Source organism: Modestobacter muralis (assembly GCF_010682105.1).
Classification (GTDB): domain Bacteria; phylum Actinomycetota; class Actinomycetes; order Mycobacteriales; family Geodermatophilaceae; genus Modestobacter; species Modestobacter muralis.
On the sequence record NZ_JAAGWH010000033.1, the window covers coordinates 119,389 to 137,999 of the forward strand.

An 18,611-nucleotide genomic window follows, 5' to 3' on the forward strand; every position below is an offset into this window, starting at 1 on the left:
GCAGGTGGTGCGGTCGGCCCGGCGTCCGGGCGGCTCAGCCCCGGTCGGCGCTGAGCTTCTCCAGCCGGTTCTGCAGCAGCGTCACGTACGGCGCGCGGGCCCGGGTGGCGCGCTCGTAGTCGAGCAGGTCGGCCACCGTCTCGGCCGGGTAGGCCCGCAGGCGCCCGCGCATGGCCGGGATGCTGAAGGAGTCGTAGCCCTCGACCGGGCTGACCGGCGCCGGCTCACCCGGCGCCGCCTCGTCGGCCGGCTGCTCGACGGCCTCGTCCGCGCCGTCGGCGGTGGTGAGGACGTCGCCGTCACCGCTCCCGTCGGTGGGCGTGCTGTCGGGGAGCGCGGTGTCGGGGAGCGCGGTGTCGGAGGGCGCGGTGTCGCTGGACCCGGTGTCGGTCGACCCGGTCTCCGTGGGCGCGTCGGCCGGTGCCGAGTCGACCGCCGGGACGGCGGGGACGACCTCGGCAGCTGGGTCGAGCCCGGGCACGGTCTCGTCGGTCACGGTCTCGTCGGCCACCATCTCGTCGGCTACCGTCTCGCCCGACGTGGTCGAGTCCTCCGGGGGCGTCCCGCCGATGGCTGCGTCGGCGATCAGCTCCTCGGCGACCGCCGCACCGATGGACTCCTCGTCCTCGGCCAGCTCGGTGACCGCGTCGGCGGTCAGGTCCTCGAGCACCTCGTCCGGGACGGCGTCGGGCACCTCGGCGGCGACCTCGTCGGCCACCTCCGCGGCCAGCTCGTCGACGGCGGCGGTGATCGCGTCGGCCTCCGGGTCGGCGGGCAGCGCGGCGACCTCGGCGGGGGAGAGCTCGGCGTCGTCCTCGGCGATGGCCTCGATGAGCGCCTCGGCGGAGACCTCCGCGGGCGGGTCGTCGAGGGAGACCTCAGCGAGGTCGGCGTCGGCCAGCTCGTCGGCGAGCTCCTCGGCCACCAGCTGCTCGTCGACCAGGTCGGCGTCGGCCAGCTCCTCGGCGTCGAGCTCGGCGGCCTCCTCCGGGTCCTCCTCGACCAGGTCGAAGGGCGAGGTGCGCAGCGCGCCCGCCGCGGCAGCCGGAGCAGGGAGGTCGTCGTCGTCGTCGAAGGTGGCCAGGCCACCGCCGGAACCGCCGACGAGCCCGTCGATCAGTTCGTCGCCCCGGGCGACCAGCCCGGAGTACTCCTGCTGCAGCTTCAGCGAGGACTGCAGGGCCAGCCCGATGAGCCGCACCGGCAGCCCGGGCAGGGTCGCGGGCAGCTTGCGCGCCTCGTCCAGGACGGTGACGGCCAGTCCGGCGGCCGCACGGACCACTTCGGGGATCTCTCGAGCCATGCCCCCAGCGTGCCCCACCTGGGCTTCTGCGGCAGCACGACGAGACGCCCACCACTCGAACGTGCCGTCGCAGGGCCGGAGACGCACCTACGATGGGGGCATGGCTGAACCGCGCGGACGCGTCCTGCTGGCCGATCCCCGGGGCTACTGCGCCGGCGTCGACCGGGCGGTGATCGCGGTGGAGAAGGCGCTTGAGATCCACGGCGCGCCGGTCTACGTCCGCAAGCAGATCGTCCACAACAAGCACGTCGTGGCCACCCTCGAGCGCCGCGGCGCGGTGTTCGTCGACGAGACCGACCAGGTGCCCGAGGGCGCGGTCGTTGTCTTCAGCGCCCACGGGGTCTCCCCGGCGGTGAAGGAGCAGGCGAAGGAGCGGTCGCTGCTCACCATCGACGCGACCTGCCCGCTGGTCACCAAGGTGCACATGGAGGCCAAGCGGTTCGCCAAGGACGACTACGACATCCTGCTGATCGGCCACCGCGGGCACGAGGAGGTCGAGGGCACGATGGGCGAGGCCCCGGCCCACACCCAGCTCGTGGACGACGCCGAGGACATCGCCAACGTGCAGGTCCGCGACCCGGAGAAGGTCGTGTGGCTGTCCCAGACCACGCTGTCGGTCGACGAGACGCTGTCGAAGGTCGACTCGCTCAAGGCCCGGTTCCCCGGTCTGCAGAGCCCGCCCAGTGACGACATCTGCTACGCCACGCAGAACCGTCAGCAGGCCGTGAAGCAGATGGCCGGCGAGTGCGACCTGGTGCTGGTGGTCGGCTCGACGAACTCCTCGAACTCGGTGCGGCTGGTCGAGGTGGCGCTGGAGGCCGGCGCCCGCGCCTCGTACCTGGTCGACTTCGCCTCCGAGATCGACGAGGCATGGCTCGAGGGCGTGCAGACCGTGGGCCTGAGCAGCGGCGCCTCGGTGCCGGAGATCCTGGTCAGCGAGGTGCTCGACTGGCTGGCCGCGCGCGGTTTCCCGGACGTGGAGACGGTGAAGGCGGCCGAGGAGCGGCTGGTGTTCGCCCTGCCGCACGAGCTGAAGACCCGCCGCGCGACGCTGGCGGTCGACGAGAAGGCCTGACGACCCGGGCCCCGGACAGGGGCCAGGACGCAGGAAGGGCCGGCACCCCACGGGGTGCCGGCCCTTCCTGCGTGCGGGGAGGTCAGCGGCGGGCGACCAGCCGGAACAGGCCGACGACGACGGCGGCGGCGGTGGCCACGCCCATCGCGGGGAAGCCGCGGACGAGCAGGGTCGCCAGCGACGGCAGGCTCAGCGTCGCCGCGGGGGCCAGCGCCACGTTCACGACCGCCACCGCGACGTACACCAGCGGCGGGGCGACCAGGACGGTCAGCAGGTCGCGCCGGCGGGTGACCAGGGCGGCGACCACGGTGCTGGCGGTCAGCGCGACGACGGTGACCAGGCCGAGGCCGGAGCTGAGGAACGAGTCGATCGCGGCGGCGACCAGGGTGACCAGGAAGACCCCGAGGACGGCCAGGGCGCCGTGCACCCGCGGACCCGAGGCGGACTCGACGCGCCGGACGGGAGCCGAGGCGCCGGTGCGCCGTCCGTCGCGGGCACCCGGCGGCGGGGGAGCCGACGGGCGACGCTGCTCACCGGGGTGGCCCCGGCGGGAGTCGACGGGCACGGAGGGGCGGCCCTGCGGTGCGCGGGGACCGCGGTCGCGCGGCGACGGGCCCCCGGTGTCGCGCATGGAGTCGCCTCCGCTGCGCTGGGCGCTGCCCCCGGCACGGGGCGACGGGTAGCCGCGCCCCGAGACCTGACCGGCCTCGCTGCGTTCTGCACGCACGGCGTCCTCCCGCCTGGCACTGACAGTGACCGGAGCGATGGTGCACCTCCTCCTCGACGGCGGAGCACCACAGCGCACCACCGGGTCGGGCCACGGTATCGGCCCTCCCTGAGTAGACGCTGCACCTCGCCCGCTCGGCGGGTCAGATGTCGCCCATGTCGTCGACTGCCGGTGTGGGGATGTGCAGAACCGTGTCCCAACCGCCCCACCGACCCCGTGCGCCCGCCTGCCGCACGGTCCGGCAGACGGGGAGGAGGCGGACGTCACACCCCGCGCGCCACCGGCGGGGAGGGTCAGTCGCCGGTGCCCTGCCAGCTCGCGGCGTGCCGCGCGGGCGCCGGGACGGCGGGCAGCTCGGTGACCGGGACCGCCCGGCCGGCGATCGGGACGGAGACCGGGGGCAGCGGGCCGGAGGTGGTGTGCACCGGCAGCCCCGGCACCGACAGGCCCGGGATCGGGAGCTCCCCGGTGTGCCGGGCGGCGTCCGGTCCGGCGTCGTCCTCGCCGGTGTCGCCGTCGGACGCCGAGCGGAGCACGCGCACGGACCCCTCGACCGGCGTGGGCACCGGCACCGGGCTGCCCGCGACGCCGAGGTCGTCGAAGCGCCGGGTGGCGACGAGCACCGACCGCTCGTAGGAGCCGAGCGTCTCGTTGTAGCGGGTGAGCGTCGACCCCAGGGCCGAGCCCAGCCGGGTCAGGTGGCCCGACAGCGTGCTGAGCCGGGCGTGCACCGTGCGGCCGACCTCGAGCACCGCGGCCGCGTCCTGCGCGAGCCGCTCCTGCCGCCAGGAGTAGGCGACCGTGCGCAGCAGCGCGAGCAGCGTGCTGGGGGTGGCGATGATGACGTCGCGGGCGAAGCCGTGCTCCAGGAGCGCGGGCTCGGCCTCCAGCGCGGTGGTGAGGAACCCGTCGGAGGGGACGAAGAGCACGGTGAAGGGTGCCGACGAGCCGAACGCGCTCGGGTACTGCCGGGCGGCGAGCTCGTCGACGTGGGCGCGCAGCTGCCGGGCGTGGTCGGCGACCCGCTGGGCGCGCACGCCGGTGTCGGTGGCCTGCACCGCCTCGATGTAGCCGGTGAAGGGCGCCTTGGCGTCGACGATCACCTGGCGGCCGTCGGCGAGGGTGACCACCAGGTCGGGGCGCACCCGGGCGCCGTCGGGGGTGGTGCCGGGGGGCTGTTCGACGAAGTCGCAGTGCTCCATCAGCCCGGCGACCTCCACCACCCGGCGCAGCTGCAGCTCGCCCCAGCGGCCACGCACGTGCGGGGTGCGCAGCGCGGTGACCAGCGCGGCGGTCTCCTGGCGCAGCAGCGCCGAGGTCTGGCCGATCGTGCCGACCTGCTCGCGCAGCTCACCGTGTGCGGTGGCCCGGTCGCGCTCGATGCCGGCCAGGACCCGGTGCAGGTGGTCCAGCGACTCGTGCACCGGCTCGAGGGCGTCGGGCGCCGCGGTCGGCCGGCTGCGCAGCGCGACCACGCCCAGGGTGATGGCGATGCCGAGGAGTGCGCCGACGAGGAGCCCGAGCAGCAGGGAGGCGGCGTCCATGGCGACCAGGGTGCAACAGCGCCCCGACACTTCCGGGGAGCGCGCACCGGCGACATGGCCGAGAGTGCACCCCATGACCGAGCCGCTGGCCCAGCCCCGGGCCATCCACCACGTCCGCCTGACCGTCACCGACATCGGCCGGTCCAAGGAGTTCTACCGCCGGCTGCTCGGCGTCGACCCGGTCATCGACACCAGCGACCAGGCCGGTCAGCCCGGGGTGTCGGAGGACCCGGCGCGCTACTACGGCGGCTGCATCTTCCCGGTCGGCGACGGGCTGTTCGGCCTGCGCCCGGTCGCCGACGCCGGCGACCGGTTCGACTCGACCCGGGTCGGGCTGGACCACGTCAGCCTCACCGTGGGCTCGCGCGCGGAGCTGGTCGCCGCCGCGGCCCGGCTGGACGCCGCCGGGGTCGAGCACGGGGAGGTCATCGACTTCGCCGACTCGGGCCTGTCCATCCTGTCGCTGCAGGACCCCGACGACATCAACCTGGAGCTCGTCGCGCCGGCGTCCTGACGCCTCAGCTGCCGGCGTGCGCGGCCTCGTGGTCGAGCAGCCAGCGCTTGACCGGCGTCCCCCAGCGGAAGCCGCCGAGCCCGCCGCCGGTGGCCAGCACCCGGTGGCAGGGGACGAAGAGCGCGGCGGCGTTGCGCGCGCACGCCCCGGCAGCGGCACGCACCGCCGCCGGGCGCCCGCAGCGGGCGGCGAACCCGGCGTAGGTGTCGGGCTCGCCCGGCGGCACGGTGCGCAGCACCTCCCACGCGTCGGTCAGGAACGGCCCGGAGCGCTGCTGCACCGGCACCGCGTCGATGGCCGTGAGGTCGCCGTCGGCGAAGGCGGTGACCACGTCGAGCACGGGCAGCGTGTCCGCGCTCTCCAGGCCGTCGGGCCGCAGCGACCGGTGCACGACGGGCAGCAGGTCGCCGACGTCGTCGGTCCAGCCGCTGGCCAGCACGACGTCCCCGCCGTCCGGCCCGGTGGTGACGACGACGGTGAAGGGCCCGGGCGGGGTGCTCACGGTGGCGTAGCGGGCTGTGCTCATCGAGGTGCGGCTCACGACAGGCTCCGATCGACGGGACGGGTGAAGAAGGACGGCACGGCGAGCGCCCACAGGTGCATCACCGCGTAGGAGCGCCACGGCTGCCAGCGGGCGGCAGCGTCGGCGTCGGAGCTGCCGAGCGTGGCCAGACTGCGGCGCAGGGCCAGGTCGCCGGGCAGCCAGACGTCGGGGTCGGCCAGCCCGCGCATTGCCACCAGCGCCGCCGTCCAGGGGCCGATCCCGCGCAGGGCCAGCAGCGACCGGCGGGCCTCGTCCCGGTCGGCACCGGGGCCCAGCGACACGGTGCCGTCGGCCAGCGCGGTGGCCAGCGTCCCGACGGCCGCCCGCCGGGCACCGGTCAGCCCGACGTCGGACAGGTCGGCCGCGGCGAGGTCGGCGGCGCGGGGGAAGGCGTGGGTGAGGGTGCCGACCGGCTCCGGCAGCGGCCGCCCGGCCAGCGGGAGCAGCCGGGCGGTGAGGGTGCGGGCCCCGGCGACGGACACCTGCTGCCCCAGCACCGCGCGCACGGCGACCTCGTCGGCGTCCACCCCGGTGGGCACCCGACGGCCGGGCGCGCCGGCGACCAGGTCGGCCAGCGCCGGGTCGGTGCCGAGCACGGCGTCGACCGCGGCCGGGTCGGCGTCGAGGTCCAGCAGTCGCCGGCAGCGGGCCACGGCCACCCCGAGGTCGCGCAGCTCGGCCAGCTGCAGCCGGGCGGTGACCGAGGCGCCGGCGCCGGGGGAGAGCCGGACGACGGCCGGCCCGTGCGGCAGGTCGAGCACCCGGGAGAACGTCGTCCCGTCCCACTCCTCCAGGCCGGGGACCGCGTGCGCGCCCAGGAACAGCAGCACCTCGTCGGCGGCGAAGGGGGCGCGGGCGGCCAGCCGCAGGGTCAGCCAGCCCGGGGCGCCGCCCTCGGTGCGCGGGGTCGCCGGGCGGAGCCCCGACGGCGTCGTCCCGAAGACCGACCGCACGGTGTCGTTGAACTGCCGGATGCTGGCGAAGCCGGCGGCGAAGGCCACGTCGGCCATCGGCAGCCGGGTGGTCTCGATCAGCAGCCGTGCGGTCTGGGCGCGCTGCGCCCGGGCGAGGGCCAGCGGCCCGACGCCGAGCTCGCCGGTGAGCAGCCGGTTGAGCTGGCGCTCGGAGTACCCCAGCCGCGCCGCGAGCCCGCCCACCCCGCTGCGCTCGACCTCGCCGTCGGCGACCAGCCGCATGGCGCGGGCGACGACGTCGGCGCGCACGTCCCACTCCGGTGAGCCCGGGACGGCGTCGGGCCGGCACCGGCGGCAGGCGCGGAAACCGGCCGCCTGGGCCGCGGCCGCGGTCCGGTGGAAGGTGACGTTGTGCTCCAGCGGGGTGCGCGCCGGGCACGAGGGCCGGCAGTAGATGCCCGTGCTGCGCACCGCGGTCACGAACCACCCGTCGAAGCGCGGGTCGCGGCCGGCGACGGCGCGGTAGCAGCGCTCCGCGTCCAGCGCAGGCGTCGTCATGACCCGAGCATGGCACCGCGGCGCCACCCCGACTGGCGGCTTTCGGACGCGACGATGACGCCCCGGCGTCCATCGACCGGTGGACGGCGGACCCCCGGATCGGCGGTCCCGCCGGGCGCCGGGCGCGGACAGGCTCAGGGCATGACGACGACAGAGGTGGCCCGGCCGCCGGTGCGGACCGGGGACACACCGGCCGTGACGGTCCGCGGGCTGGTCAAGGCCTACGGCGGGACGACGGTGCTCGACGGGCTCGACCTGGAGGTGCGGCGCGGGGAGTGCTTCGCGCTGCTCGGTCCCAACGGGGCGGGCAAGACCACCACCATCGAGGTGCTCGAGGGCGTGCTGCGCCGCGACGCCGGGGAGGTGTCGGTGCTGGGGGAGGACCCGGCGACCGCCGGCCGGGCCTGGCGGGCCCGCCTGGGGGTGGTCAGCCAGGGCGAGGGCGCCGGTCAGGCGCTCAGCGTCCGGGAGACCCTCGTCCACTTCGCCCGGTACACCTCGACCCCGTGTCCGGTCGACGAGCTGCTCGCCGCCGTCGGCCTGACCGAGCAGGCAGACACCCGGGTGGGCAGCCTCTCCGGCGGCCAGCGGCGCCGGCTCGCCGTGGCCCTCGGCGTCCAGGGCCGGCCGGAGCTGGTGTTCCTCGACGAGCCGACGACCGGCATGGACCCGGTCGCCCGGCGGCAGTTCTGGCAGCTGGTGCGCGACCTGCGCGCCGACGGGACGACGGTGCTGCTCACCACCCACTACCTGGACGAGGCCGCCGAGCTCGCCGACCGGGTGGGCGTCGTCGCCGGGGGGCGGCTGGTCGAGGTCGCCCCGCCGGCCGAGCTGGGTGCCGCGCTGCGCCGGGAGGCCACCGTGCGCTGGCGGGAGCCCGGCGGCTGGCGCGAGGTGCGCACCGAGCAGCCCGCCGGCGTCCTGCGCGACCTGCTCGCCGCACACCCGTGCGGCGAGGTGCCCGACCTGTCCGTCACCCGCCCCGGCCTCGAGGACGTCTACCTCGCCCTGGTCGGCGCCACCTCCGGAGGAGACCCCCGATGACCAGCACCCTGACCCCCGCCCGGCCGGCGCCGCCCTCGACCGCCCGGATCGCGCAGGCCCGGGTCGGCCTGGAGCTGCGGCTGTTCGCCCGTGAGCGCCAGCAGGTGGTGTTCTCCTTCGCCTACCCGCTGGTGATGATGGTGATCTTCGCGTCCGTGCTGGGCGGCGACGAGCGCCCCGGCGACGTCCCCTTCGCCCAGTACTTCCTGGCCGGGATCGCGGCCACCGGGATCATGCTGAGCAGCTTCCAGGCCGTCGGGACGGCGATCTCCGCCGAGCGCGAGGCCGGTCTGCTGGGCCGGCTGCAGCTGCTGGGCACCCCGCCGGCGGCCTACTTCGCGGGCAAGGCGGGCCAGGTGCTGGTGACCACGGCGGTGCAGCTGGCACTGCTCCTGCCGCTGGCCCGCTACGCCTACGACGTCCCGATGCCGGCCGACCTGGGGCACTGGCTCACGTTCCTGTGGGTCGCCGCGCTGGGCGCGCTGGCCGGCACGGTGCTCGGCATCGCGGTGTCGGCGCTGCCCGGCAGCGCGTCGTCGGTCACCACGACCGTCTCGGGCTTCGCGATCGTGCTGCAGTTCTTCTCCGGGGTCTTCTTCGGCTTCACCGAGCTGCCCGGCTGGATGCAGCAGGTGGCGGCGCTGTTCCCGCTGAAGTGGCTGACCCAGGGGATGCGCTCGGCGTTCCTGCCCGAGCAGGCCGGCGCGTTCGAGGTCGCCGGCGGGTGGGAGCACGGCCGGACCGCCCTGGTGCTGGTCGCATGGGTGATCATCGGCGTCATGGTGTGTGCGAGGACCTTCCGCTGGCGTCGGGCCGCCGGGTGAGGTCCCGGGTCCGGGTCGCCGCCGTCCCCACGTGGGGGGACGGCGGTGCCCCGCTGTCCGAGCGGGGCTGGCGGACGGCCGTGCGGGTCTGGCACGTCGCGTTCGCCGCGATGGTCGGGACGGCGCTGGTGCGGGCGGTCGCGGTCGTGGACGCCGACGGCGGGCCGCGGCCGCTGCTGGTCGGTGCGCTGCTCGCGCTGGTGGTGGGCTGGGTGGTGCTGGGCACGCCGGCGCTGACCAGGCGCGACTCCACGCGGGCGACGGCGTACCTCGCGCTGCTGGTGCTGGTGATCGGCGTCGTCGCCTGGATCGAGCCCTCGCTGCTGTTCCTGATGTTCCTGGCCTACCCGCAGGTGTGGTTCGTCGTCCCGACCGTCCCGGCGGGCGTGGTGTGGACGGTGGTGCTGGCCGCCGCCAGCACCACCGGGCCGTTCGTCGCCTGGGCGCGCGGCGACGAACCGCTGTGGGGGCCGGGGGAGACCCTGGTCGGGATGGTGTTCAGCCTGGCGATGGGGCTGTGGGTGCACAGCCTGCTGGCCACCAGCCAGGAGCGGGCCGACCTGATCGAGCAGCTGGAGGCGACCCGCGCCGAGCTGGCCGAGGCCCACCACCAGCAGGGCGCGCTGGCCGAGCGGGAGCGGCTGGCCCGGAGGTGCACGACACCCTCGCCCAGGGCTTCACGAGCATCGTGGTGCTGGCCCAGACCGCCACGGGGCAACTGCCCGGCAGCCCTGGTGCGGCGGCGGAGCGGGTGGCGCTGATCGAGGAGGTGGCCCGGGAGAACCTCGCCGAGGCGCGCGCGATGGTGGCCGCGCTCGCGCCGGTGGCGCTGGACTCCGCGACGCTGGTGGAGGCCCTGGAGCGGCTGACCGAGCGCTTCGGCCGGGAGACGGGCCTGGCCACCCGGCTGGACACCGCCGCACTCGGCTCGCCGGACCAGGGGCTGAGCCGCAGTCAGGAGATCGTGCTGCTGCGCGGCGCCCAGGAGGCGCTGACCAACGTCCGCCGGCACGCCGCGGCCAGCGCGGTGGTGCTGCGGGTCAGCCGGGTCGGGGACGTCGTGGCAGTGCACGTGGAGGACGACGGCGTGGGCTTCGACCCGGCCGGGGCCCCGGGCATCGGGCTGGCCGGGCTGCGGGACCGAGCCGAGGAGGCCGGCGGCGCGGTCGACGTCGCGTCCGAGCCGGGCCGGGGCACCCGGGTCACCGTCCGGGTGCCGGTCCGATGACGCGCGCGGACGACGGTCGAGCGAGCATCGCAGCGAGCGCCAGCGAGCGAGGAGCGGAACGAGACCGGAGTCGAGCCGTGGTGACGGTGCTGGTCGTCGACGACCACCCGGTGGTGCGCGGTGGCCTGGTCGGCTGGCTCGCCGCCCAGCCCGACCTGGACGTCGTCGGGGAGGCAGGGGACGGGCTGGAGGCGCTGGCCGCGGTGGCCGAGCACGCGCCGGACGTCGTCCTGATGGACCTGCGGATGCCGCGGATGGACGGCGTGGCGGCGACCGGCCGGATCACCGCCGCGCACCCCGGTGTCCGGGTGTTGGTGCTGACCACCTACGACACCGACGCCGACATCGTGCGGGCGGTGGAGGCCGGCGCGGCCGGCTACCTGCTCAAGGACACCCCGCTGCCCCAGCTGGCCGACGCCGTGCGGGCCGCGGCCCGCGGGGAGACGGTGCTGGCCCCGCCGGTGGCGGCGAAGCTGATGTCCCGGATGCGCGGGCCGTCGGTGGAGGCCCCGACCGCCCGGGAGCTGCAGGTGCTCGGCGGGGTGGCCCGCGGGCTGACCAACGCCGAGATCGGCCGGGAGCTGTTCATCGGCGAGGCGACGGTGAAGACCCACCTGGTGCGGGTGTTCGCCAAGCTCGGCGTCGACGACCGCACACGGGCGGTCATGGTCGCCGTCGAGCGCGGCCTGCTGTCGGGCCCGGGGTCCGCCGGCGCCGACTGACCAGTTGGCGTCGGCCGCCACGGCGCGCCGTCCCGTGTCGGCGGCAGCAACTGCACGGTCGGGCGGCGTCCGGCTGTGCCTGCGCCCGTAAGCTCGTCTCTCGTGAGTCTCACCATCGGCATCGTCGGCCTGCCCAACGTCGGCAAGTCGACGCTGTTCAACGCCCTGACCAAGAACGACGTGCTCGCGGCGAACTACCCGTTCGCCACGATCGAGCCCAACGTCGGGGTGGTGGGCGTGCCCGACCCGCGGCTGGCGAAGCTCGCCGAGGTCTTCGACTCGAAGAAGACCGTCCCGGCCACCGTGTCGTTCGTCGACATCGCCGGGATCGTGCGCGGCGCCAGCGAGGGGCAGGGGCTGGGCAACAAGTTCCTGGCCAACATCCGCGAGAGCGATGCGATCTGCCAGGTGATCCGGGTGTTCAGCGACCCCGACGTCGTGCACGTCGAGGGCAAGGTCGACCCGGCCGACGACATCGAGACGATCAACACCGAGCTCGTCCTGGCCGACATGCAGACGCTGGAGAAGGCGATCCCGCGGCTGGAGAAGGAGTCGCGCAAGGACAAGGAGCGCAAGGTCCTGCACGACGCCGCCGTCGCCGCGCAGGAGGTGCTGAACTCCGGGACGACGCTGTTCGCCGCCGGGGTCGACCCCGAGCCGCTGCGCGAGCTGACGCTGCTGACGACCAAGCCGTTCCTGTACGTGTTCAACGTCGACGCCGACGAGCTGGGCAACGACGAGACCCTCGACGAGCTGCGGGCGCTGGTCGCCCCCGCCGAGGCGATCTTCCTCGACGCGCAGACCGAGTCCGAGCTGATCGAGCTGCCCGACGACGAGGCCGCCGAGCTGCTGGCCTCCATCGGTCAGGACGAGCCGGGCCTGGACCAGCTGGCCCGTGTCGGCTTCCGCACCCTCGGGCTGCAGACCTACCTGACCGCCGGGCCGCAGGAGTCGCGCGCCTGGACGATCCCGGTCGGCGCCACCGCGCCCGAGGCCGCCGGCGTCATCCACACCGACTTCCAGCGCGGCTTCATCAAGGCCGAGATCGTCGGCTTCGACCAGCTCATCGAGGCCGGCTCCATGGCCGTGGCCAAGACCAAGGGCTGGGTGCGCATCGAGGGCAAGGAGTACGTCATGGCCGACGGCGACGTCGTGGAGTTCCGCTTCAACGTCTAGGTCACCACCATCGGTCCTGGTCGCAGCGACGCGGCCGAGAGCGATGGCACGGTGATGGCACTCCACGCCTTCGCCGACTGCTGCAGCATCCGCTGCGACGCTACGACGGCCGTCGGCGCCGCCTGAGACCGAGGGCGGGCCCGCCGCGTGACCGGTTGGCCTGGCCCTCACTCGCATAATTGTCAAGTCGAACTGGGTGTGAGTTGAGCTCATCGGCGCGTCTGCACGGCCCGCAGTGGTCGACTACTGACAGCAAGCGCCGTCCGGAGCGGTAACTATAAATGCAACGCTGTGATTCATAGTGAAACCCCGCTAAGCTATAGATGCGTCCCCGGCTTCTATACCCCTAGCGAGGCACTTGTGGACATCGAAGCGTTCCGTCGCTCGCCAGCCGGCAGGCTCGACCCGGTCAGCGGGTTCGATGAGTACCTCAAGCGGCCGTTCAGCCACTTTGCCTTCACCCCGCACCCCCTGCCCGAGTCGATCCCCCTCGAGGAGGCGACCTACCAGGCGCTCTCCGTGGCTGACCGCGAGGTGGGACGGCTCGACGCGGCGGCCGAGCGGCTGCCCAACCCGCAGCTGCTCATCCGGCCGGCTCTGATCTCTGAGGCGGTGAGCACCAGTGCCCTCGAGGGCACCCACGCGCCCCTCCTGGAGGTGCTGGAGGCTGACTTCGTTGAGGAGAAGCGGCAGAGCTCTGAGGTCCGCGAGATCCGCAACTACGTCACCGCGGCGGAGACCGGGCTCAAGCGCATCGAAGAGCTGCCTGTGTGCTTGCGCCTGCTGAGCGAGCTGCAGAGCATCCTGGTGCGGGGGACGCGCGGAGACAGGTTCGACGCGGGTCAGTTGCGCGAGCAGCAGGTGTACATCGGGGAGCGGTCCGCCGGGATGGAGCGCAGCCGGTTCGTGCCCCCGCCGCCGGGTGCGCCGCTCCAGGACGGCATCTCGGCATGGGAGAAGTGGGTCAACGCCCAGGACAGCATCCCGCTGCTCGTCAAGGCTGCCATGGCTCACTACCAGTTCGAGACCCTGCACCCGTTCTCGGACGGCAACGGGCGCATCGGCCGACTGGCGATCGTCCTGCAGTTGATCGAGGGCGAGGCGCTGCGCTACCCCATCCTCAACCTTTCGCCGTGGATCGAGCCACGGAAGGAGCAGTACAAGGATCTGCTGCTCAAGTGCAGTGTCACCGGCGAGTTCGACGAGTGGATCCGCTTCTTCGCTGAAGCGGTGACTCATCAGGCCCGTGACGCCGTCACGAGGATCGAGGTGCTCACTCAGATTCGGGCGGACATGCTCGAGGCCTTGCGTCAGGACAAGGCCAAGGGTGTCGTCCTGGACATCGTCGAGGACCTCATCGGGTGGCCGGTCATCACCGTGACGCAGGCGGCCGCCCTGCACAACGTCACCTACCCGCCGGCGAACTCGGCCATCCAGCGACTGCAGCGCCTCGGCTTCGTCGAGGAGATGACGGGACGCTCCTACGGGCGGGTTTACGCCTGCCCGGCCGTCATGCGGGCGGTCGAGCAAGAACTACCCGAGGCGGCGTAGCCCTTCCCCGCTGACCGTCGGGCGCCCCGCCCAGCTCAGCTGAGCGAGGCGCCGGACTATTAGTCGGTTTGCGCGGCGCGTCGAGCGGCGATGAGTTGCTCACGTTCTTCGATCGACGGCCGCCGGCCACATGCGCCTCCTCTGTGGCCGTTCGCGGCGACAAGGAGTTCCGGCGGACGATCGCAGCAGCCAGCGCCTTGCCGGCCGCTGCGATCGCCTCGTCACGTGTCGGTTGCCGCTGAGTCACTTGAGCTCGGCCAGAAGGTCGAGGCACTACGCAGGCGGTGCCTCGATCAAGTGCCATCCGCGCTCGGCGGTGTAGGCGACCGCGGCCCGCCCCGGGTCGACGCTCAACGGCGCCGGACCGTCGTCGACCAGGTGCAGGTGCTGGCTCGCTGTCCGCCGAGGCACGCCGAGGCGCACCAGGTCGCTGTGCACGGTCGAAGCGCCACGCCCAACCGCTCAGCCACCCGCAGGATGGACAGTCCATTGTTGTATAGCTCCGCCCCCTGACTGGCCCGCCCAGACGACGGCTGCTGCGCGGGCGCCGCCCCGGTCACTGACCGGCCCCGTCGAGCCGGTCGAAACACCTCAAAAGCGCCGCGGCCAGCTTGCGGCCCTCAGCGCTGTCGGGGATCTCGGCCCCGATCCATGCCAGGTGGATGATCGTGTTCCGTGGTCGGACGACGATGCCCGCGGCCGTCGGCTTCAGGAGGTCGCTCTGCACGATCTCGACGGTCACCGGGCCGACCTCTCCGCCGGACCAGACGCTGGCCTGAGTGGGTGAGGTCCAGCTGTGGTGGACGGCCGTGTCGCCGAGCTCGACGTGGCGGTGCGAGATATGGCTGGCCTGTGCCCAGCCTGGACGGGGCATCAGTCCCGCGATCACCGGGCCCAGCTGGCCGCCGTCGCGCAGAAGGTGCTCCGAGGCTCCAGCGGCGATCGAGTATCTCAGTGGTGTCGTTTTGGGGAGTCTTTCGGCTGGTGCCGCTAGCGTTCTCCGTTAAGGTCCTTGCCCTCCTGAAGGGGTGGGGATCTGGGGCCCGTCCGGTGTTGTCCGCACCGGCCGAGCCTGTCTCGTCTCAGCTGGGCGGCGGAGACGTGTCTGGGGGCGCCGCCATCGGCGGCAGCGGGGTCACGCGGTCGACGTACTGGCCAGCGCATGGCACACCGATGGCACGACACGTCGTCAGGCGTGGTGAGTCAGCAAGAGTGGTCGAGAGGCATCGGCCCAGCTCAGGCCCGAGCGCGACATCAACCTGCTGGCTGTTGGCTCCCTAGCAGCGGTCAGGGCGCTGTAGGCGAGCCCGCCGATGAGCAGCCCGGTGGCCAGGGGCGCGATTGTTGCTGCACGCTGGATCGGGAGCCCGGCGGGCCCTAGCGTTCATGCGGTGCCCAGCCTGCTCCGTGTCCATCGGGACTTTCGGCTCCTGTGGGCGGGCGACACCGTCAGCGCCGTCGGCGATGCCGTCACCTTCGTCGCGTTCCCCCTCGTTGCCCTTGAGACGCTGGGGGCGAGCACAGCAACCGCGGCACTGCTGAGCGGTGTGCCGTCGGTGCCGATGTTGGTGCTCGGGCTCCCGATCGGTGCATGGGTGGACCGGTTACCTCGTCGGCCGATGTTCGTTGCCAGCACGATGGCCGCCGGGGCCGCGGTCGCCAGCGTGCCTCTGGCCGCGGTGCTCGGGGTTCTGTCGATGGCCCAGCTGGTACTCGTCGCCCTGGTCATGGGGACGGCGCAGGTGGTCTCGCAGACCGCAGCAGGCGCCCTGCTGCCCGAGGTCGTGCCGCGCGATCGGCTCGTCGAGGCCAACGGTGCCCTGCAGGTCAGCGGGTCGGCCGCGCAGATCGGCGGCCCCAGCCTGGGCGGGCTGCTGGTGCAGGTGCTGGGCGCTGCCGGTGCGCTCGTGGCAGACGCGATCAGCTTCGTCCTCGCCGGGCTGGTCGTTCTCGCGGTGCGCAGCCGGTCCGCCGTCCGGGTCCGGGAGTCCCGCCGCCGGGGATCGCTGTGGCGGGAGATCGCCCTCGGTCTGCGGCACGTGTTGGCCGATCCGGTGCTGCGGGTGCTCATGGTCAACGCTGCGATCGCCAACCTGGCGCTGAGCGCGGTGTTCGCCCTTCTCGTCCCCTTCCTGAGCCGTACGGTCGGCCTGGCACCCGGCCTGCTCGGCCTGCTGCTCGGCATCGGCACCGGAGGCGGACTGGTCGGCGCCGCGCTGGCCGGCCGGCTCGCCCGGCGACTGGGGACGGCACGGCTGGTGCTCAGGTCGGTGCTGCTTGCGGCACCCTTCGGGCTGCTCATGCCGCTGGCGGCGCCCGGTTGGCGGCTGGCGTCGTTCGTCGCTGGGCTGTTCGTCGTGTGCGTGGGGTTGGGCCTCTACAACGTCACGGTCGTCAGTTACCGGCAGGCGGCGACGCCGCCGGAACTCCTCGGGCGGGTGACATCGGCGATGCGCGTGGTCCAGCAGGGCGTGATGCCCCTCGGCGCACTGATGGCCGCCGGTCTCACTCTCGCCCTCGGCGCTCGGGGCGCCCTGGCCGTATCGGTCGCGATCGACCTGATACCCGGCCTGGTCCTGCTTGCCAGCCCGGTGCGGCGGCTGCGGGAGCTCCCCGTACCTGACGATGATCGAGGCCTGGTGCTGGAGAAGCAGGTCCCGCCTGCGGGCGGGGCCAGCAAGCTGCCGACGATGCACGAGCCGACGAGTTGACGGCCACCCCTGTCAGGCGTGCGGCTCTGGTCCTCGTTGTGAGCCGGAATCCGTAGGACCGCATCCGGGCGGATTCGGTCAGCACGGTGGGCATGGGACGACCTGGCACGGTGGACGCCTCGGACGTCTCCCCGGATCGAACAGCTGGTGGCGTTCAGTCGCCTACTCGGGCAGGCTGGCTGCAGAGGCAGGCGTGTCTGCGGCTGCCTTGCGAGGTTGCGGGTTCACGTCCCGTCGGCTCCACTTCTCGGGGTCGTAGCTCAATCTGGTAGAGCGCGCAGTACCCCTGTTCGGCTGAGCCGAGCAGGGGTGCTGTGTTCTGCGGAACGATCCTTCTCGGCCAGTGAGTACCAACGCGACCACATGGCGGAGCAGCAGCTCAGTGTCTTGTTCAGATGATCATCGTCGACGTCCCGATTCACCGTCTGACCCGTCGGGCGCGTCAGGGCCGCTCGGTCCTGCGCGGGTCGAACTCGGCCCACCAGCGGCTCACGGGCTTCGGGACGCCGGAGCCGAGCAGCACGCTGCCGAGCGCGGTGCGGAACGCCTGGCTGCGGCGGGCTGCCCGGTCCGCGTCGGGCAGGACGGCCAGCCCGTGTCCGCTGTGCGACAGCAGGTGCTCCATGGGCCCGGCGCCGATCATGGCGAGCAGGTCTGCGTCGCCCGCCGCGCTCTCCGCGAGGACGACCAGCGCTTCGACGACGCCGGGCGTCCTGTCGTCACATGCGACGTGCATGAAGTCGGTGGCGCCTCCCCACTCGTGCGACCGCCACTCGGTCGCCCAGTCCGCGGCCCACGCCTCGACGCTGGGCCAGCGGATCTCCGTCCTCTCGAATCGGTCGATGAGCCGACACGACCCGTCGGGGTCGAAGAACGCCTCGGTCACCAGCACGCTCGTCAGTCCGGGGGAGTCCGGCGTGCGGCGGGATCCATTTCCGGCACAGGGGCGTTGGCCTTCAGTAGAGGACGGCCGGCGCCGATGTGTCCAAGGCACGAGGACGCCAGGACCCTGGACCATCAGCCCGGCCGCGTGAACGAGGAGGACCCGTGAACTACCTGCGCCAGCTCCAGTCCGAGCGACCCGTGGTGTTCTGGGTCGTGCTGCTGGTGGGCTTCTTCGTCGCCTTCCAGCTGCTGATCTTCCTCGCCACGCTGATCATCGGGCCGTTCGGCTTGCCGTCCTGGGTCCCGCTGGTGGTCGTCGTCGGCGGCTTGGTCCTGGTGGCCCGCCGCCAGCAGCGTTAGGGCTCGAGCAGGTCAGCCCTGCTCCCGGCCGGGTAGCGGAGCGCCGTTCAGGAAGGCCTCGTAGACGTCCCGGACGTCGTCGTCCACCTGAGGGACGACGGTGCTGTAGCGGGTGTCCGAGCGATCCCGGTGTGGGCCGGACAGCCAGAACTCCTCGTCGGTGTCGACGTCGTAGAAGTTGGCATCGAACATGCCCGCGGCCCGGCGCAGGGTCCGGTCGCGCCAGTACGCGGTCTGCCAACTGGACGTGAACCGGACGGAGCTGATCCAGCACGGACCGCGGTCGATGTCGTGACCGGACTTGAGCTGGACGAACATCACGCGCTCCGGCACGTTCGACTCCTCAGGTCGGCGGGGGCCAGGACGGGCCGTTGCTCGCCCCTCACGGGCAGGGGCGCCAGGTGTCGCCGTCCTTCTCCAGCGGCAGCACCGTGGTGGTGTCCAGCCCGCTCGTCGTCTCGAACACCAGGCGCGCCTCGCCGGAGGTCCGGCCGTTGCTGCTGACCACGTTGATGCCCTCCAGCCGGTAGCCGGTGACGTCGGGCGACGAGTACTCCTGCGCCAGGGCGTCCGCGGTGACCACCGACCGGTCGCTCTCGCAGAGCTGGCCCTGGGCGTCGTCCCACCGTCCCTCGACCAGCGCGGTGGCGTAGTCCTCGGCGGCGGTCCGCGCCGGGCCGAGCGTGCCGAGGAACGCGCGGACGCCGAACCAGACCGCCACGCCGAGGCAGACGAGCGCGAGCACCCCGATCGGCAGCCCGATGGTGAGCCACCGGGACCGCCGGCGCGGGGGAGCGGGCTGGTACGGGTGGGCCGGCGGGGCCCACGGTTCCTGCGGGTACGTTATCGGGCTCGTTCCTCTCGGCACGGCACCGGCTGTTGCCGGCACCGGCGGGCAGCATGGCGGTCCACGGCGCCCGAGGGAAGCCCG

The 18,611-nt window shown here is 73.5% G+C and carries 20 protein-coding genes; 11 read left to right on the forward strand and 9 right to left on the reverse strand.

The window, feature by feature from the left end; all coding sequences use genetic code 11:
- Positions 1-34 precede the first annotated feature (34 nt).
- On the reverse strand, positions 35-1,303 hold the full coding sequence (locus tag GCU67_RS12335; RefSeq protein WP_163611507.1) for a hypothetical protein: 1,269 nt from the start codon (positions 1,301-1,303) through the stop codon (positions 35-37).
- A gap of 100 nt (positions 1,304-1,403) precedes the next feature.
- On the opposite strand from GCU67_RS12335, the gene GCU67_RS12340 reads away from it, so the two are divergent.
- A complete protein-coding gene (locus GCU67_RS12340; protein ID WP_163611508.1) occupies positions 1,404-2,378 on the forward strand; it encodes a 4-hydroxy-3-methylbut-2-enyl diphosphate reductase in 975 nt (324 codons plus the stop codon).
- 82 nt (positions 2,379-2,460) lie between these two features.
- Here GCU67_RS12340 and GCU67_RS12345 read toward each other — a convergent pair whose 3' ends face one another.
- Both GCU67_RS12345 and GCU67_RS12350 read right to left on the reverse strand, forming a co-directional pair.
- Complete coding sequence (locus GCU67_RS12345; protein WP_163611509.1) at positions 2,461-3,009, reverse strand: DUF6542 domain-containing protein; 549 nt, start codon at positions 3,007-3,009, stop codon at positions 2,461-2,463.
- A 389-nt stretch (positions 3,010-3,398) separates the two neighbouring features.
- Complete coding sequence (locus GCU67_RS12350) at positions 3,399-4,649, reverse strand: DNA recombination protein RmuC (RefSeq protein ID WP_246215018.1); 1,251 nt, start codon at positions 4,647-4,649, stop codon at positions 3,399-3,401.
- Between the two features lie 73 nt (positions 4,650-4,722).
- Here GCU67_RS12350 and GCU67_RS12355 point away from each other — a divergent pair, with 73 nt between their 5' ends.
- Positions 4,723-5,163, forward strand: coding sequence for a VOC family protein (locus GCU67_RS12355; protein WP_163611510.1), 441 nt, complete (start codon positions 4,723-4,725; stop codon positions 5,161-5,163).
- A gap of 4 nt (positions 5,164-5,167) precedes the next feature.
- Here GCU67_RS12355 and GCU67_RS12360 read toward each other — a convergent pair whose 3' ends face one another.
- Complete coding sequence (locus GCU67_RS12360) at positions 5,168-5,704, reverse strand: methylated-DNA--[protein]-cysteine S-methyltransferase (protein WP_338104966.1); 537 nt, start codon at positions 5,702-5,704, stop codon at positions 5,168-5,170.
- Positions 5,701-7,179, reverse strand: coding sequence for an AlkA N-terminal domain-containing protein (locus tag GCU67_RS12365; RefSeq protein WP_163611511.1), 1,479 nt, complete (start codon positions 7,177-7,179; stop codon positions 5,701-5,703). Before GCU67_RS12365 ends, GCU67_RS12360 begins: the two co-directional genes overlap by 4 nt.
- 141 nt (positions 7,180-7,320) lie before the next feature.
- Here GCU67_RS12365 and GCU67_RS12370 point away from each other — a divergent pair, with 141 nt between their 5' ends.
- The 7 genes from GCU67_RS12370 to GCU67_RS12395 all read left to right on the forward strand — a co-directional run bounded on the left by GCU67_RS12370 (position 7,321) and on the right by GCU67_RS12395 (position 13,724).
- On the forward strand, positions 7,321-8,223 hold the full coding sequence (locus GCU67_RS12370) for an ABC transporter ATP-binding protein (protein ID WP_163611512.1): 903 nt from the start codon (positions 7,321-7,323) through the stop codon (positions 8,221-8,223).
- Positions 8,220-9,047 carry an ABC transporter permease gene (locus GCU67_RS12375; RefSeq protein WP_163611513.1) on the forward strand — a complete coding sequence of 276 codons (828 nt, stop codon included), beginning with the start codon at positions 8,220-8,222 and terminating at the stop codon, positions 9,045-9,047. The genes GCU67_RS12370 and GCU67_RS12375 overlap by 4 nt, the downstream gene beginning before the upstream one ends.
- Entirely contained in the window at positions 9,044-9,808 is a 765-nt protein-coding gene (locus tag GCU67_RS21925; RefSeq protein ID WP_246215019.1) for a hypothetical protein, read from the forward strand. The genes GCU67_RS12375 and GCU67_RS21925 overlap by 4 nt, the downstream gene beginning before the upstream one ends.
- Positions 9,739-10,275 carry a sensor histidine kinase gene (locus GCU67_RS21930; RefSeq protein ID WP_338104979.1) on the forward strand — a complete coding sequence of 179 codons (537 nt, stop codon included), beginning with the start codon at positions 9,739-9,741 and terminating at the stop codon, positions 10,273-10,275. Before GCU67_RS21925 ends, GCU67_RS21930 begins: the two co-directional genes overlap by 70 nt.
- An 80-nt stretch (positions 10,276-10,355) precedes the next feature.
- Complete coding sequence (locus GCU67_RS12385) at positions 10,356-10,997, forward strand: response regulator (RefSeq protein WP_460695173.1); 642 nt, start codon at positions 10,356-10,358, stop codon at positions 10,995-10,997.
- Positions 10,998-11,099: 102 nt separating this feature from the next.
- Entirely contained in the window at positions 11,100-12,173 is a 1,074-nt protein-coding gene (ychF, locus tag GCU67_RS12390) for a redox-regulated ATPase YchF (RefSeq protein ID WP_163611515.1), read from the forward strand.
- A gap of 360 nt (positions 12,174-12,533) precedes the next feature.
- A complete protein-coding gene (locus GCU67_RS12395) occupies positions 12,534-13,724 on the forward strand; it encodes a Fic/DOC family N-terminal domain-containing protein (RefSeq protein ID WP_163611516.1) in 1,191 nt (396 codons plus the stop codon).
- 556 nt (positions 13,725-14,280) lie between these two features.
- On the opposite strand, the gene GCU67_RS12400 is transcribed toward GCU67_RS12395, so the two are convergent.
- A complete protein-coding gene (locus GCU67_RS12400) occupies positions 14,281-14,613 on the reverse strand; it encodes a hypothetical protein (protein ID WP_163611517.1) in 333 nt (110 codons plus the stop codon).
- Between the two features lie 424 nt (positions 14,614-15,037).
- Between GCU67_RS12400 and GCU67_RS12405 the strand changes: the two genes are divergently transcribed.
- Positions 15,038-16,435: an MFS transporter gene (locus GCU67_RS12405; RefSeq protein ID WP_163621131.1), complete on the forward strand. Its 1,398-nt coding sequence runs from the start codon at positions 15,038-15,040 to the stop codon at positions 16,433-16,435.
- A gap of 442 nt (positions 16,436-16,877) precedes the next feature.
- Here GCU67_RS12405 and GCU67_RS12410 read toward each other — a convergent pair whose 3' ends face one another.
- Complete coding sequence (locus GCU67_RS12410; protein ID WP_163611519.1) at positions 16,878-17,321, reverse strand: hypothetical protein; 444 nt, start codon at positions 17,319-17,321, stop codon at positions 16,878-16,880.
- Positions 17,322-17,482: 161 nt separating this feature from the next.
- Between GCU67_RS12410 and GCU67_RS12415 the strand changes: the two genes are divergently transcribed.
- Positions 17,483-17,680, forward strand: a complete 198-nt coding sequence (locus GCU67_RS12415; protein WP_163611520.1) for a hypothetical protein — start codon at positions 17,483-17,485, stop codon at positions 17,678-17,680.
- 12 nt (positions 17,681-17,692) lie between these two features.
- Here the strand turns inward: GCU67_RS12415 and GCU67_RS12420 are convergent, their stop codons facing one another.
- Entirely contained in the window at positions 17,693-18,013 is a 321-nt protein-coding gene (locus GCU67_RS12420) for a hypothetical protein (RefSeq protein WP_211661247.1), read from the reverse strand.
- Between the two features lie 49 nt (positions 18,014-18,062).
- Entirely contained in the window at positions 18,063-18,569 is a 507-nt protein-coding gene (locus tag GCU67_RS12425; RefSeq protein ID WP_163611521.1) for a hypothetical protein, read from the reverse strand.
- Positions 18,570-18,611: the final 42 nt, after the last annotated feature.